This is a genomic window from Bacillus sp. MSP13, assembly GCF_000815295.1.
Taxonomy (GTDB): Bacteria; Bacillota; Bacilli; order Bacillales; family Bacillaceae; genus Bacillus; species Bacillus vallismortis.
The window spans coordinates 17,120-30,818 of record NZ_JXAQ01000007.1 but is presented as its reverse complement, the minus strand read 5'-3'; the positions used below and the strand labels follow the sequence as shown (position 1 = coordinate 30,818).

The window sequence follows — 13,699 nt, the reverse complement described above, 5'->3', positions numbered from 1 at the left end:
TTGTCATGAAAAAGTTATTTTTCAGAAATTGTGACAAGCCTCATGATTTGATAGGATAAACAAGTATCTTTTTTTCTTAAGCAAACCCTGAAAGGATGACGAACATGACAAAGCCGCTAATACTTGCGTCACAATCTCCGCGCAGGAAAGAACTCCTCGATCTTCTCCAGCTGCCCTACTCCATTATTGTCAGTGAAGTAGAGGAAAAATTAAATCGAAACTTTTCACCAGAAGAAAACGTCCAATGGTTGGCAAAACAAAAAGCTAAGGCTGTGGCTGATCTCCATCCGCACGCAATCGTTATTGGCGCTGATACAATGGTATGCATGGACGGCGAATGTCTCGGCAAACCGCAAGAGCGGGAAGAAGCTGCTTCTATGCTGCGGAGGCTTTCAGGCAGAAGCCATTCAGTAATTACCGCGGTCAGTATACAAGCCGAAAATCACAGTGAGACATTTTATGATAAGACAGAAGTTACGTTTTGGCCCCTCAGTGAAGAAGAGGTTTGGACTTATATTGAAACGAAAGAGCCCATGGATAAAGCAGGTGCATACGGCATCCAAGGAAGAGGCGCGCTTTTTGTAAAGAAAATAGACGGAGATTATTATTCAGTCATGGGACTCCCTATATCAAAAACGATGAGAGCTCTTCGCCATTTTGATATGAAGGCATGACGGTTCTATAAACGGGAAGGGAAAGAAAAGGAGTGCTTGGTCATACACGATCTGCCATTAAAACTCAGAGATTTCCCTACGAAAGAAAAGCCAAGAGAACGGCTGCTGAAAGTCGGAGCCGAGAACTTAGCGAATCATGAACTTTTGGCTATATTATTGCGGACAGGCACGAAACACGAGTCTGTTATGGATCTGTCCAGCCGGCTTCTGCGCTCTTTTGACGGACTGCGTCTGCTGAAAGAGGCATCTGTTGAAGAGCTGTCGAGCATCCGGGGAATCGGTATGGTAAAAGCGGTTCAAATCCTGGCGGCAGTTGAGCTTGGAAGCCGTATTCATAAATTAGCCAACGAAGAACATTTCGTCATTCGCTCCCCGGAAGACGGTGCAAATCTTGTCATGGAGGATATGCGCTTTTTAACCCAGGAGCATTTTGTCTGTTTATATTTAAATACAAAAAACCAAGTCATCCATAAACGCACCGTCTTTATCGGAAGCCTGAATTCATCTATTGTCCACCCGCGTGAGGTGTTTAAAGAAGCGTTTAAACGATCTGCCGCTTCCTTTATCTGTGTACATAATCATCCTTCTGGAGATCCGACGCCGAGCAGGGAAGATATTGAAGTGACAAGGCGGCTGTTTGAATGCGGAAACCTGATTGGCATCGAGCTGCTTGACCATTTGGTGATCGGGGACAAAAAATTTGTGAGTTTAAAGGAAAAAGGATATTTGTAACACTTTTTTTTCGTCGAATTAAGCTATAATAGAGTTTATGAGTTTTTCCCTTTAGGGTATTTTTGCTTTAAGAAAGGAAGATACATACATATGTTTGGAATTGGTACAAGAGACCTTGGTATAGATCTTGGAACTGCGAATACGCTTGTTTTTGTAAAAGGAAAAGGAATTGTTGTGAGAGAGCCGTCAGTCGTCGCTTTGCAAACGGATACGAAGTCGATTGTTGCTGTCGGAAATGATGCGAAAAATATGATCGGACGGACACCGGGCAACGTTGTGGCTCTTCGCCCGATGAAAGACGGCGTTATCGCTGATTATGAAACAACGGCTACTATGATGAAATATTACATCAATCAAGCCATTAAAAATAAAGGCATGTTTGCCAGGAAACCATATGTGATGGTTTGTGTACCATCAGGCATTACAGCTGTTGAAGAACGCGCTGTCATCGATGCGACAAGACAAGCGGGAGCGCGTGACGCCTATCCGATTGAAGAGCCGTTTGCCGCAGCAATCGGAGCCAATCTGCCTGTATGGGAACCGACTGGAAGCATGGTTGTCGATATCGGGGGCGGTACGACAGAAGTTGCGATCATTTCCCTCGGAGGCATTGTAACGTCACAGTCAATCCGCGTAGCTGGTGACGAAATGGATGAAGCAATTATCAACTACATCAGAAAAACGTACAACTTGATGATCGGTGACCGTACGGCTGAAGCGATTAAAATGGAGATCGGATCTGCAGAAGCGCCTGAAGAATCCGATAAAATGGAAATCCGCGGACGTGATTTACTGACAGGTCTGCCGAAAACAATCGAAATTACAGGAAAAGAAATTTCTAATGCTCTGCGCGACACTGTATCTACAATTGTGGAAGCAGTGAAGAGCACGCTTGAAAAAACACCGCCTGAGCTTGCAGCAGATATTATGGACAGAGGTATTGTGTTAACCGGAGGCGGAGCGCTTCTTCGCAATTTGGACAAAGTCATCAGCGAAGAAACAAAAATGCCGGTTCTTATCGCCGAAGACCCGCTTGATTGTGTAGCGATCGGAACAGGAAAAGCATTGGAGCACATCCATCTTTTCAAAGGGAAAACTAGATAATCGGGAGTTCAATAGAAGAGGTGTAACACGATGCCGAATAAACGGTTAATGCTATTACTTCTGTGTATTATCATATTGGTGGCTATGATTGGATTTTCGCTGAAGGGCGGCCGCAATACCACCTGGCCTGAGAAAGTGATCGGCGATACGACGGGAGTATTTCAAAATATTTTTCATACGCCTGCCGAGTTTTTTGCAGGGATATTTGAGAACATGAATGATTTAAAAAACACATACAAAGAAAACGAGCGTTTGAGAGAGAAGCTTGACGGACAGACCCAATATGAAGCAAAGCTTCAAGAACTTGAAGAAGAAAACAAATCCTTGCGTGACGAGCTTGGTCATGTCAGTTCGATTAAAGATTACAAGCCGATTTTAGCGACGGTCATTGCCAGAAGCCCAGATCATTGGGCGAAACAGGTCAAAATTAATAAAGGAACTCAGCAAAATGTAGCGAAAGATATGGCTGTTACAAATGAAAAAGGCGCATTAATCGGCAAGATTAAAGGCTCCGGACTTAACAATTTTACGTCTACTGTTCAGCTTTTAAGCGATACTGACCGCAATAACAGAGTCGCGACAAAAATTTCTGGAAAAAAAGGGAGCAAAGGCTACGGATTGATCGAAGGCTATGACAGAGACAAAAAACGGCTTAAGATGTCAATTATCGAGCGAAAAGATAAACAAGACGTGAAAAAAGGCGATCTTATTGAAACATCAGGAACAGGCGGGGTTTTCCCAGAAGGGCTGACAATCGGTGAAGTGACGGAGGTTGAGTCAGATTCCTATGGATTAACGAAAGTTGCTTATGTAAAACCTGCGGCTGACCTTTCCGATTTAAATAATGTGATCGTTGTTAACCGTGATGTGCCGACAGTCGATACAGAGGAGGAAGGATCGTGAAACGTTTCCTTCTCCCTTTCGTTATGATGCTTGTTTTTTCTGCGGAAAGCATTTTTACAGATCTGGTGCATTTCCCTTTCGTTACAGATGATCAGGTGCTTGTCCCGCGTTTTCTGATGCTGGTATTGATATTTATGTCGGCTTTCATCAACCAAAAACACGCGATGATTTACGGATTTATTTTCGGGCTTTTATATGACATGAACTATACAAGTCTATTAGGCGTTTATATGTTTGGGTTTGCCGGATTATGCTATTTGGCTTCAAAAGCGTTTAAAGTGCTGCATACAAACGCTTTTGTGGTAATATTAATAGCTGTTCTCGCTGTCTGCGTGCTTGAATTTTACGTATTTGGCATTCAGTCTTTGATTCATAAAGACATCATGACGTTTAACGGATTTGTGCTTGACCGGTTTATACCGACAGTTTTATTAAATATTGCAGCCGCTCTTATTCTGGTTCTGCCATTTAGATTATTTTTTATCAGTCTAAAGAAAGAATTGAGAGATGAGTAAAAAGGATTTTATCTTTTTTTGACGAAATGAGTATGTTGTTGAGGTGATATTGTGAAGACCAAAAAGCAGCAATATGTAACAATAAAAGGAACAAAGAATGGGTTAACATTGCATCTGGATGATGCGTGTTCTTTTGATGAGCTTCTCGATGGTCTTCAGAATATGCTGTCAATTGAACAATATACGGATGGTAAAGGCCAGAAAATCAGCGTCCATGTGAAGCTTGGAAATCGCTTTTTATATAAAGAGCAAGAGGGACAGCTGACCGAGTTGATCGCGTCAAAGAAGGATTTGTTTGTTCATTCTATTGACAGTGAAGTCATGACTAAAAAAGAAGCACAGCGTATGAAAGAGGAAGCTGAAATTGTTTCCGTTTCAAAAATTGTCCGGTCAGGCCAAGTGCTGCAGGTAAAAGGAGATTTGCTCCTGATCGGGGATGTGAATCCAGGCGGAACAGTCAGGGCCGGAGGGAACATTTTCATTCTGGGCTCCCTGAAAGGAGTCGCGCACGCCGGATGTAACGGGAATAATCAAGCGGTCATCGCCGCCTCTGAAATGCTGCCGACACAATTAAGAATCAATCACGTGTTAAATCGCTCCCCAGACCACATTCAAAAAGGGAACGAAATGGAATGTGCTTACTTAGATACAGACGGAAATATGGTCATTGAACGCCTTCAACATTTGGCTCATTTAAGACCTGATCTAACAAGGCTTGAGGGAGGAATGTGAATTGGGTGAGGCTATCGTAATAACTTCGGGAAAAGGCGGAGTAGGTAAAACGACAACATCTGCGAACCTCGGTACCGCCTTAGCCATTATAGGGAAGCGTGTATGCTTAGTAGACACTGATATAGGGCTGCGTAACCTAGATGTTGTAATGGGTCTTGAAAATAGAATTATTTATGATCTCGTTGACGTTGTAGAGGAAAGATGCAAAATGCATCAGGCGCTCGTAAAAGACAAACGTTTCGATGATCTGCTCTATTTGATGCCCGCTGCTCAAACGAGCGATAAGACAGCTGTTGCTCCTGAACAAATCAAAAATATGGTCCAACAGCTCAAACAGGAATTTGATTATGTCATCATAGACTGTCCTGCCGGAATTGAACAAGGATATAAAAATGCCGTTTCGGGAGCTGACAAAGCCATTGTGGTCACAACGCCTGAAATCTCAGCTGTTCGTGATGCTGACCGTATTATAGGGCTGCTTGAGCAAGAGGAAAACATTGAACCGCCGCGTCTCGTTGTCAACAGAATCAGAAATCACCTGATGAGAAACGGTGACTCGATGGATATCGATGAAATCGTACAGCATTTGTCGATCGATTTGCTCGGAATCGTGGCCGATGATGATGAAGTCATTAAAGCGTCCAATCACGGCGAACCGATTGCAATGGACCCGAAAAACCGCGCTTCCATTGCCTATCGCAACATTGCCCGCCGCATTTTAGGTGAATCGGTTCCTTTGCAGATGCTTGAAGAGCAAAACAAAGGAATGATGGCTAAGATTAAGTCATTTTTCGGAGTAAGATCATAATAGAATCAAAGAGAAGAATCTGACAAAGCAAATGCTGTGTCAGATTTTTTTATTGTCTGCTTTGTGCTTGAGTAAAACGAATATTTGCCATGGACAAGACATATGATGTACAAACCCTACGAATGCAAAGGATGATGGCAATGAGTCACAGAGCAGATGAAATCAGAAAACGGTTAGAGAAAAGAAGAAAACAGCTTACCGGCTCAAAACGTTCCTCTACTCAGACAGTTTCTGAAAAGCAGCCCCCCCCGTCCTGGGTGAAGGTAACCGATGAGGAAAAGCATGGAAATCTTCCGGTCTATGAAGATAGCATCTCAACATTCAACGGAAAACACCCTCTGGTGAAAACAGATTCAATAATCTTGAAATGTCTTCTATCGGCTTGCCTTGTTCTCGTTTCCGCCATAGCCTATAAAACAAACATTGGGCCTGTCAGCCAGATTAAACCCGCTGTTGCCAAAACCTTCGAAACTGAATTTCAATTTGCCTCAGCAAGCCATTGGTTTGAAACGAAATTTGGCAATCCTCTTGCTTTTCTGGCTCCTGAACATAAAAATAAGGATCGGCAGGTCGAAGTGAGCCAAGATCTCGTTGCGCCTGCATCCGGGAAAGTGCAGCAGGATTTTCAGGACAATGGGGAAGGGATTAAAGTCGAAACAAGCAGTGATACAATTGATAGCATAAAAGAAGGCTATGTAGTTGAAGTCAGCAAAGACAGCCAGACGGGACTGACGATTAAGGTGCAGCATGCGGACAACACCTACAGTATTTATGGCAAACTGAAAGATGTCGATGTTGCGTTATATGACTTTGTAGATAAAGGCAAAAAACTCGGCTCAATTAAATTGGATGACCATCATAAAGGGGTCTATTATTTTGCTATGAAAGACGGCGATAAATTTATTGATCCGATACAGGTGATATCATTTGAATAAATGGATTGACCTTATCTTGAAGATTCATGTGCACCCTTTTTTGTGGATTATCGCTGCGCTAGGCTTAGTCACAGGCCATATGAAAGCATTGCTATGTCTACTTCTGATTGTACTGGTCCATGAGCTGGGGCATGCTGCTCTGGCCGTGTTTTTTTCTTGGAGAATCAAACGTGTCTTTTTGCTGCCGTTTGGCGGAACGGTGGAAGTGGAAGAGCACGGGAATCGGCCGTTAAAGGAGGAGTTTGCGGTCATTATTGCCGGCCCTCTTCAGCATATCTGGCTTCAGCTTGCTGCCTGGACACTTGCAGAATTCTCAGTGATTCATCAGCATACCTTTGAACTCTTCACCTTTTATAATCTTTCTATTTTATTTGTGAATTTGCTGCCGATCTGGCCGCTTGATGGCGGAAAATTGTTATTTCTGTTGTTTTCCAAGCAGCTTCCTTTTCAAAGAGCCCACCGGCTTCATTTAAAAACATCGCTCTGCTTCTGCCTGTTGCTGGGGTGTTGGGTTTTATTTTTGGTTCCTCTGCAAATCAGCGCATGGGTTTTGTTTGTCTTTCTGGCTGTTTCTTTGTTTGAGGAATACAGGCAAAGGCATTATATCCATGTGAGATTTCTCCTTGAACGGTATTACGGAAAAAATCGTGAGCTTGAAAAACTGCTGCCGCTTACTGTAAAGGCAGAGGACAAAGTCTATCATGTGATGGCCGAGTTCAAGCGCGGATGCAAACACCCGATTATTATAGAGAAATCAGGGCAGAAACTGAGCCAGCTTGACGAGAATGAAGTCTTGCATGCTTACTTTGCTGATAAGCGGACGAATTCCTCTATGGAGGAACTGCTGCTGCCTTACTAAAATGGATTGACAAACGTCTTGTATTTTGGTATATTTTTTAATGTTATGGATGTAGCACCATTGCTACAACCGCTCAGTACAGGTGTTAAGAGCTTTAAAGCCCCCTGGTGTCTGGCGAGTCTTAGTCTAATAGGAGGTGCAGAGAATGTACGCAATCATTAAAACAGGCGGTAAACAAATCAAAGTTGAAGAAGGCCAAACTGTTTACATCGAAAAACTTGCTGCTGAAGCAGGTGAAACAGTTACTTTTGAAGACGTTTTGTTTGTTGGCGGAGACAACGTGAAAGTCGGCAACCCTACAGTTGAAGGCGCAACAGTAACGGCTAAAGTTGAAAAACAAGGCCGTGCGAAAAAAATCACTGTTTTCAGATACAAAGCAAAGAAAAACGTTCATAAAAAACAAGGTCATCGTCAGCCTTACACTAAATTGACGATCGAAAAAATCAACGCGTAAGCATGATTCAGGCAACAATCAGAAGGTCTCATGACAAAGGCATATTGTCTTTTGAAATGACAGGCCATGCCAATTTTGCTGAACATGGACAAGATCTTGTTTGTGCCGGAGTGACAGCCGTTGTGTTTGGAGCTGTTAACGCAGTCATTGTGCTCGCGGGCTTCGAGCCGCTTCTTGATATAGGGGAGGACGGGGGTTATTTTTACTTTGAATTCCCTGAATCTCTTGATCCGGAGGCACGCCAAAAAGCTCAGCTGCTGATTGAAGGCATGATTGTTTCGCTGGAGACAATCGAACGAGATTACAAAGATAACTTGCGTGTGACCACAAACATAATATAGGAGGTGAGCTACATGCTTAGATTAGATCTTCAGTTTTTCGCTTCTAAAAAAGGAGTAGGTTCTACAAAGAACGGACGTGACTCTGAGTCTAAACGTTTAGGTGCTAAACGTGCTGACGGTCAATTCGTAACAGGCGGTTCTATCCTTTACCGTCAACGCGGAACAAAAATTTACCCAGGTGAAAACGTGGGCCGCGGCGGAGATGACACTCTTTTCGCGAAAATCGACGGAACTGTTAAATTCGAACGTTTCGGACGTGACCGCAAAAAAGTGAGCGTATATCCTGTAGCTCAATAATGATTCAAAAAACTCCGGTCGATGATGACTGGAGTTTTTTTTGCAATAATGCGGAGTAAACATCAAGAATGAAATGCAGAGTATGTGCGAGCAGACCCCGCCAAGAATGAGAATATATGTCTCAAACCCACTGGATATGTTCCCCAAGCAGTAATACATAAAATGTTCTGCCTGGCTGCAAATCAACCATAGCCAGAAAAAAAGGAACATGATATTTCTGGGAAAAACAATTGTTTTTCTAACAAAGCCTTCTCTGTTATAATTCATAATACACACTTATACAGACTCCTAAATAAGAAATTAAATGATTGGGAGTGCGAAAATGAAGGATGTTTCAAAAAAACAAGAAGAAAATATAAGCGATACGGCATTAACAAACGAACTGATTCATCTGCTTGCCCATTCTCGGCATGATTGGATGAATAAGCTGCAGCTCATTAAAGGAAACTTAAGCTTGCAGAAGTATGACCGCGTTTTTGAAATGATTGAAGAAATGGTTATAGACGCAAAGCACGAATCAAAGCTCTCAAACCTGAAAACACCGCAATTGGCGTTTGATTTTCTGACGTTTAATTGGAAAACCCATTATATGACGCTTGAATATGAAGTCCTTGGAGAAATTAAGGATTTATCGGCTTATGATCAAAAGCTGACGAAGCTCGTGAGAAAGCTGTTTTCTCTGTTTGATCAAGCTGTCAGCAGAGAGAGCGAGAATCATGTAACGGTTTCGCTTCAAACGGATCATCCTGACAGACAGCTGATTATGTATCTTGATTTTCATGGCGCCTTTGCCGATCCAGCTGCTTTTGATGAGATTCGGCAAAATTGCTTTGAGGGTATTGATATCATGCGTTTTGAGATCACAGGTCATGAATGCTTGATTGAAATTGGGTTGGACTAGCGGAGTTTTTAATGGTTTAGAACGGAGGACATTATGTTTGTAGATCAGGTCAAAGTTTATGTAAAAGGCGGCGACGGCGGCAACGGAATGGTTGCGTTTCGCCGGGAAAAATATGTGCCGAAAGGCGGTCCTGCCGGCGGTGACGGAGGAAATGGAGGAGACGTCGTTTTTGAAGTGGATGAAGGTCTCCGCACCCTGATGGATTTTAGATATAAAAAACACTTTAAAGCAATTCGCGGCGAGCATGGCATGTCCAAAAACCAGCACGGCCGAAATGCTGATGATATGGTCATTAAAGTTCCACCAGGCACCGTTGTGACAGATGATGATACAAAGCAGGTCATTGCTGATTTAACAGAACACGGCCAACAGGCTGTTATCGCAAGGGGTGGGAGAGGCGGAAGAGGGAATTCCCGCTTTGCCACACCGGCTAATCCCGCGCCTCAGCTTTCAGAAAACGGCGAGCCGGGAAAAGAACGTTATGTTGTTCTTGAATTAAAAGTGCTTGCGGATGTCGGACTTGTTGGGTTCCCGAGTGTGGGTAAATCGACTTTGCTGTCTGTTGTCTCATCCGCAAAACCGAAAATTGCCGACTATCACTTCACAACGCTTGTCCCGAATCTCGGCATGGTTGAAACAGATGACGGACGCAGCTTTGTTATGGCTGATTTGCCTGGACTGATTGAAGGCGCACATCAAGGTGTCGGACTTGGCCACCAATTTTTGCGCCATATTGAACGGACGCGGGTGATTGTTCACGTTATTGACATGTCCGGTTTGGAAGGCCGCGATCCGTATGAGGATTACGTCACGATTAACCAAGAACTGAGCGAATACAATCTGCGTCTCACTGAGCGTCCGCAAATTATCGTTGCGAATAAAATGGACATGCCGCAGGCTGCGGAAAATCTGGAAGCTTTTAAAGATAAGCTTACGGATGATTACCCGGTATTCCCGATCAGTGCGGTGACAAGAGAAGGCCTTCGTGAGCTTCTGTTTGAAGTCGCCAATCAGCTGGAGAACACGCCTGAATTCCCGCTGTACGACGAGGAAGAGCTTACACAAAACCGTGTCATGTACACAATGGAGAATGAAGAAGTGCCATTTAACATTACACGCGATCCAGACGGTGTCTATGTGCTTTCTGGAGACAGTCTTGAGCGGTTATTCAAGATGACTGATTTCTCCCGTGATGAATCGGTTAAACGGTTTGCTAGACAGATGCGAGGAATGGGTGTCGATGAAGCGCTCAGAGAACGCGGAGCCAAGGATGGAGATATCATTAGGCTTCTGGAATTCGAGTTTGAATTTATTGATTAATGTGACTGAGAGGAGAGCCTGGATGTCAGGCTCTCTATTTTAAAGGGGGGGTGCAAATGAAAGAGGAGACATTTTATCTTGTCCGTGAAGATGTATTGCCCGATGCGATGAGAAAGACATTGGAAGTCAAAAAGCTGCTTGATCGAAAAAAAGCAGATTCAGTGGCAGATGCCGTTCAGAAGGTGGATTTAAGCAGAAGTGCGTTTTATAAATACAGAGATGCTGTTTTTCCATTTTATACGATGGTTAAAGAGCAAATTATCACACTTTTCTTTCATTTAGAGGATAGGTCGGGCGCGTTATCTCAGCTCCTGCAGGCGGTAGCCGATTCTGGAAGCAACGTTCTTTCCATCCACCAGACCATACCGCTTCAAGGCAGGGCGAATGTGACACTGTCTATCAGTACATCTGCAATGGAAGAGGACATTCATACGTTAATGAATAAACTCAGAAAGTTCGATTTTGTAGAAAAGGTTGAAATATTAGGTTCAGGTGCATAAGGGAGAGAATATCGTCATGAAAGTCGGTTATTTAGGTCCAGCAGCAACATTCACACATCTAGCAGTCAGTTCTTGTTTTCAAAACGGCGCCGAACACGTTGCTTACCGCACAATACCTGAGTGTATCGATGCGGCAGTTGCAGGTGAAGTTGATTTTGCTTTTGTTCCTTTAGAGAATGCATTAGAAGGATCGGTAAATGTAACGATAGACTATTTAATACATGAAAAGCCCTTGCCAATCGTAGGGGAAATGACGTTGCCAATTCATCAGCACTTGCTCGTCCACCCTTCAAGAGAGGATGCATGGAAAGAGCTCGACAAAATTTATTCGCACTCACACGCGATTGGGCAATGCCATAAATTTCTCCATTCTCAATTACCTTCCATTCCGTATGAATATGCCAATTCAACCGGAGCGGCAGCAAAGTTTGTCAGTGATCATCCTGAGCTGAATATCGGGGTCATTGCCAATGACATGGCAGCTTCTACATACGAATTAAAAATTGTCAAACGAGATATACAGGATTACAGGGATAACCATACGAGATTTGTTATCCTGTCTCCTGATGCGAACATATCATTTGAAGTGAATTCAAAACTGAGTTCAAGGCCTAAAACGACCCTCATGGTCATGCTTCCGGAGGATGAGTCCGGGGCGCTCTATAGAGTGCTGTCTGCTTTTTCTTGGAGAAACTTAAATTTGTCAAAAATTGAGTCGCGTCCAACAAAAACCGGATTAGGCCATTATTTCTTTATTATTGATATAGAAAAAGCGTTTGATGATGTATTGATTCCAGGTGCCATGCAAGAGCTCGAAGCGCTTGGCTGCAACGTGAAGCTTCTTGGTGCATATCAGTCTTACCAATGATAAAAAAGCCCAATAAAGGGCTTTTTTTAGTCTTTAATTAAAATGCCGGCTTCCTCAAGTGCTTGGCAGGCTTGATCGATGCGGTATTCATCGGGTGCTGTCAGTGTATGAAGATGCACGCCATTAGTCAGCTGTGATAAATAGGCTGCTTTCGTAGAATTGATTTTTTTGATGAAATGGCTTACTTCTTTCCGGGTCCCTACTTGGATGGCTGCCGTTAAATCTCCGTAGACGGGATGTTCAATTTTTACGTCTTTTACGGTAACACCTTCGTCCACGATGATCTGCAGTTCCTCTTCTGTCCGTTCCGGGCCGTGCAGACAAGCGATAATTCTTTCTGTCTGCTGGTGCTGCTGAGCAGATGCATCCATATACACATATCCTTGGCTTGTCGCGATAATCGGTTCATTTTTCGCTTTCAAGAGCGATATATCCTGAACAATTACCTGTCTTGAAACATTCGCTTTTTTGGCGAGTTCTCCTCCTGTTAGCGGTGATGTGGATTCTTTCAGCCACAGAAGAAGCTGGTCACGCCTGTTTGCACCCATGAGTTTTAATTCTTCGGTCAATATCAAATTCTCCTTTCTTTTGTTCCCAAAGCAATGTAAACGTATGTAACAACTGATCCAGTTGTTCAGCCGTTGTATGCCTTCCAAAAGAGATGCGGATAAATTGCAGGGCTTCTTGTTCTGTTTTTCTTAATGCTTTCATTGCTTCAGATGGTCCGTGATAACCGGCAGAACAAGCGCTGCCCGTTGAAATGCAAATATTATTCCGATTACATTCTAACATAACATATTGTCCTTCAAATGAGCGAAATAAACACCCGACAATATGGGGAAGACATTCCGTTTGTGAAGTGTCAGCCGCAAGGATTACAGGGAGAGACCGAATGCTGATTTGGTCTAAAAAGTATGTTCTTAATGTCTTATTGCGGGATAACTGTTTATCCATTTCACTCACAATTAACTCCGCAGCGGCAGTGAAGGCTCCGATCCCGGGAACATTCACCGTGCCAGCCCTGAATCCTTGTTCGTGCGTGGTAAGAGGATAGACGGGTTTCCAAGGCACATCTGGCCGAATGTAGACCGCACCTACTCCTTTAGGCCCGTGGACTTTATGGCTGGACATTGAGAGTGCATCCACCCCTAGTTGGCCTGTATAAATTGGGATTTTTCCAAACGTTTGCACAGCGTCGCAATGGAGAAGAATATCCCTTTTGTGCAGAAAGGAAGACAGACGCTGAATGGGCTGAATAATCCCGGTTTCAGAGTTGGCATGCTGAATAGATACCAGACCTGTTTCCGGGCGGATATGGGCTGCTAATATTTCCTCGGTAATAAGCCCGAATTCATTCGGTTCAATGATGGTTACATCGAATCCATGCTGTTCCAGAAATCCGGCACAATTGTGAATGGACTGATGTTCCATGGCAGTCGTAATGAAATGTCTTTTGGATTTTGGCAGTCCGTTGAGCAATGAGTGAATGGCCAGAAAATTGGACTCAGTGCCGCCGCTTGTAAAATAGATGCCGCTTGCTTCTCCGCCAATGATGTCAGCGATTTTTTCGCGGCAGTACTCCAATATGTATTTTGCTTTTCCACCTGCGTCATGCAGGCTGCTGGCATTGCCGTAAATATCCATACTGAGCTTCTGATAGACGTGAAGGGCTTCCTCACAAATAGGCGTTGTTGCTGCATAATCTAAATAAATCATCCGGTCTTACCTCCATCCGTTCTCATAAAAAACTCTTGAG

Annotated in this window: 18 protein-coding genes, 1 pseudogene and 1 other annotated feature; of the genes and pseudogenes, 16 read left to right on the top strand and 3 right to left on the bottom strand. The window is 43.6% G+C overall.

What is annotated here, in order from left to right:
* The first annotated feature begins 104 nt into the window (after nucleotides 1-104).
* From SC79_RS08295 to rpmA, 12 genes are all read left to right on the top strand, one after another.
* Nucleotides 105-674, top strand: coding sequence for a Maf family nucleotide pyrophosphatase (locus tag SC79_RS08295; RefSeq protein WP_039074654.1), 570 nt, complete (start codon nucleotides 105-107; stop codon nucleotides 672-674).
* A gap of 36 nt (nucleotides 675-710) precedes the next feature.
* Nucleotides 711-1,406, top strand: a complete 696-nt coding sequence (radC, locus tag SC79_RS08290) for a RadC family protein (protein ID WP_039074653.1) — start codon at nucleotides 711-713, stop codon at nucleotides 1,404-1,406.
* Between the two features lie 90 nt (nucleotides 1,407-1,496).
* On the top strand, nucleotides 1,497-2,510 hold the full coding sequence (gene mreB / locus SC79_RS08285; protein WP_039074652.1) for a cell shape-determining protein MreB: 1,014 nt from the start codon (nucleotides 1,497-1,499) through the stop codon (nucleotides 2,508-2,510).
* Between the two features lie 30 nt (nucleotides 2,511-2,540).
* Nucleotides 2,541-3,413, top strand: a complete 873-nt coding sequence (gene mreC / locus SC79_RS08280; RefSeq protein WP_039074651.1) for a rod shape-determining protein MreC — start codon at nucleotides 2,541-2,543, stop codon at nucleotides 3,411-3,413.
* Nucleotides 3,410-3,928, top strand: a complete 519-nt coding sequence (gene mreD, locus SC79_RS08275) for a rod shape-determining protein MreD (protein WP_010330271.1) — start codon at nucleotides 3,410-3,412, stop codon at nucleotides 3,926-3,928. The genes mreC and mreD overlap by 4 nt, the downstream gene beginning before the upstream one ends.
* A gap of 51 nt (nucleotides 3,929-3,979) precedes the next feature.
* Nucleotides 3,980-4,660 (top strand): septum site-determining protein MinC, encoded by a 681-nt coding sequence (gene minC, locus SC79_RS08270; RefSeq protein ID WP_039074650.1) that lies wholly within the window; start codon nucleotides 3,980-3,982, stop codon nucleotides 4,658-4,660.
* Nucleotide 4,661: 1 nt separating this feature from the next.
* A complete protein-coding gene (gene minD / locus SC79_RS08265; RefSeq protein WP_039074649.1) occupies nucleotides 4,662-5,468 on the top strand; it encodes a septum site-determining protein MinD in 807 nt (268 codons plus the stop codon).
* Between the two features lie 140 nt (nucleotides 5,469-5,608).
* Nucleotides 5,609-6,403, top strand: a complete 795-nt coding sequence (locus SC79_RS08260; RefSeq protein ID WP_039074648.1) for a M23 family metallopeptidase — start codon at nucleotides 5,609-5,611, stop codon at nucleotides 6,401-6,403.
* Nucleotides 6,396-7,262, top strand: coding sequence for a stage IV sporulation intramembrane metalloprotease SpoIVFB (spoIVFB, locus tag SC79_RS08255; RefSeq protein ID WP_039074647.1), 867 nt, complete (start codon nucleotides 6,396-6,398; stop codon nucleotides 7,260-7,262). Before SC79_RS08260 ends, spoIVFB begins: the two co-directional genes overlap by 8 nt.
* Before the next feature lie 57 nt (nucleotides 7,263-7,319).
* Nucleotides 7,320-7,394 (top strand) — a sequence feature (ribosomal protein L21 leader region).
* Nucleotides 7,395-7,407: 13 nt separating this feature from the next.
* Nucleotides 7,408-7,716 (top strand): 50S ribosomal protein L21, encoded by a 309-nt coding sequence (gene rplU / locus SC79_RS08250; protein ID WP_010330275.1) that lies wholly within the window; start codon nucleotides 7,408-7,410, stop codon nucleotides 7,714-7,716.
* Nucleotides 7,717-7,718: 2 nt separating this feature from the next.
* Entirely contained in the window at nucleotides 7,719-8,057 is a 339-nt protein-coding gene (locus SC79_RS08245) for a ribosomal-processing cysteine protease Prp (RefSeq protein ID WP_003229669.1), read from the top strand.
* 12 nt (nucleotides 8,058-8,069) lie between these two features.
* Nucleotides 8,070-8,354 carry a 50S ribosomal protein L27 gene (gene rpmA / locus SC79_RS08240; RefSeq protein ID WP_003152662.1) on the top strand — a complete coding sequence of 95 codons (285 nt, stop codon included), beginning with the start codon at nucleotides 8,070-8,072 and terminating at the stop codon, nucleotides 8,352-8,354.
* A 121-nt stretch (nucleotides 8,355-8,475) separates the two neighbouring features.
* On the opposite strand, the pseudogene SC79_RS20945 reads toward rpmA, so the two are convergent.
* Nucleotides 8,476-8,599, bottom strand: a pseudogene (locus SC79_RS20945) (hypothetical protein).
* A 77-nt stretch (nucleotides 8,600-8,676) separates the two neighbouring features.
* On the opposite strand from SC79_RS20945, the gene SC79_RS08235 reads away from it, so the two are divergent.
* Genes SC79_RS08235 through pheA form a run of 4 tightly spaced genes read left to right on the top strand, consistent with a single transcriptional unit; the run spans nucleotide 8,677 to nucleotide 11,943 of the window.
* Entirely contained in the window at nucleotides 8,677-9,255 is a 579-nt protein-coding gene (locus SC79_RS08235) for a sporulation initiation phosphotransferase B (RefSeq protein WP_039074646.1), read from the top strand.
* 33 nt (nucleotides 9,256-9,288) lie between these two features.
* Nucleotides 9,289-10,575: a GTPase ObgE gene (gene obgE, locus SC79_RS08230; RefSeq protein WP_039074645.1), complete on the top strand. Its 1,287-nt coding sequence runs from the start codon at nucleotides 9,289-9,291 to the stop codon at nucleotides 10,573-10,575.
* Between the two features lie 56 nt (nucleotides 10,576-10,631).
* Nucleotides 10,632-11,075 (top strand): transcriptional regulator ThrR, encoded by a 444-nt coding sequence (gene thrR / locus SC79_RS08225; RefSeq protein WP_003222630.1) that lies wholly within the window; start codon nucleotides 10,632-10,634, stop codon nucleotides 11,073-11,075.
* Between the two features lie 16 nt (nucleotides 11,076-11,091).
* Nucleotides 11,092-11,943, top strand: a complete 852-nt coding sequence (gene pheA / locus SC79_RS08220) for a prephenate dehydratase (protein WP_039074644.1) — start codon at nucleotides 11,092-11,094, stop codon at nucleotides 11,941-11,943.
* Between the two features lie 26 nt (nucleotides 11,944-11,969).
* Here the strand turns inward: pheA and SC79_RS08215 are convergent, their stop codons facing one another.
* Complete coding sequence (locus SC79_RS08215; RefSeq protein ID WP_039074643.1) at nucleotides 11,970-12,512, bottom strand: transcription repressor NadR; 543 nt, start codon at nucleotides 12,510-12,512, stop codon at nucleotides 11,970-11,972.
* Nucleotides 12,472-13,659 carry an IscS subfamily cysteine desulfurase gene (locus SC79_RS08210; protein ID WP_039074642.1) on the bottom strand — a complete coding sequence of 396 codons (1,188 nt, stop codon included), beginning with the start codon at nucleotides 13,657-13,659 and terminating at the stop codon, nucleotides 12,472-12,474. The genes SC79_RS08215 and SC79_RS08210 overlap by 41 nt, the downstream gene beginning before the upstream one ends.
* Between the last annotated feature and the right edge of the window lie 40 nt (nucleotides 13,660-13,699).

Bases quoted from the DNA above. Each gene is read 5' to 3' on its own strand.
- SC79_RS08295 (WP_039074654.1), top strand. From the start codon at position 105: ATGACAAAGCCGCTAATACTTGCGTCACAATCTCCGCGCAGGAAAGAA.
- mreB (WP_039074652.1), top strand. From the start codon at position 1,497: ATGTTTGGAATTGGTACAAGAGACCTTGGTATAGATCTTGGAACTGCG.
- mreC (WP_039074651.1), top strand. From the start codon at position 2,541: ATGCCGAATAAACGGTTAATGCTATTACTTCTGTGTATTATCATATTG.
- SC79_RS08260 (WP_039074648.1), top strand. From the start codon at position 5,609: ATGAGTCACAGAGCAGATGAAATCAGAAAACGGTTAGAGAAAAGAAGA.
- rplU (WP_010330275.1), top strand. From the start codon at position 7,408: ATGTACGCAATCATTAAAACAGGCGGTAAACAAATCAAAGTTGAAGAA.
- SC79_RS08245 (WP_003229669.1), top strand. From the start codon at position 7,719: ATGATTCAGGCAACAATCAGAAGGTCTCATGACAAAGGCATATTGTCT.
- rpmA (WP_003152662.1), top strand. From the start codon at position 8,070: ATGCTTAGATTAGATCTTCAGTTTTTCGCTTCTAAAAAAGGAGTAGGT.
- SC79_RS08235 (WP_039074646.1), top strand. From the start codon at position 8,677: ATGAAGGATGTTTCAAAAAAACAAGAAGAAAATATAAGCGATACGGCA.
- obgE (WP_039074645.1), top strand. From the start codon at position 9,289: ATGTTTGTAGATCAGGTCAAAGTTTATGTAAAAGGCGGCGACGGCGGC.
- thrR (WP_003222630.1), top strand. From the start codon at position 10,632: ATGAAAGAGGAGACATTTTATCTTGTCCGTGAAGATGTATTGCCCGAT.
- pheA (WP_039074644.1), top strand. From the start codon at position 11,092: ATGAAAGTCGGTTATTTAGGTCCAGCAGCAACATTCACACATCTAGCA.
- SC79_RS08210 (WP_039074642.1), bottom strand. From the start codon at position 13,659: ATGATTTATTTAGATTATGCAGCAACAACGCCTATTTGTGAGGAAGCC.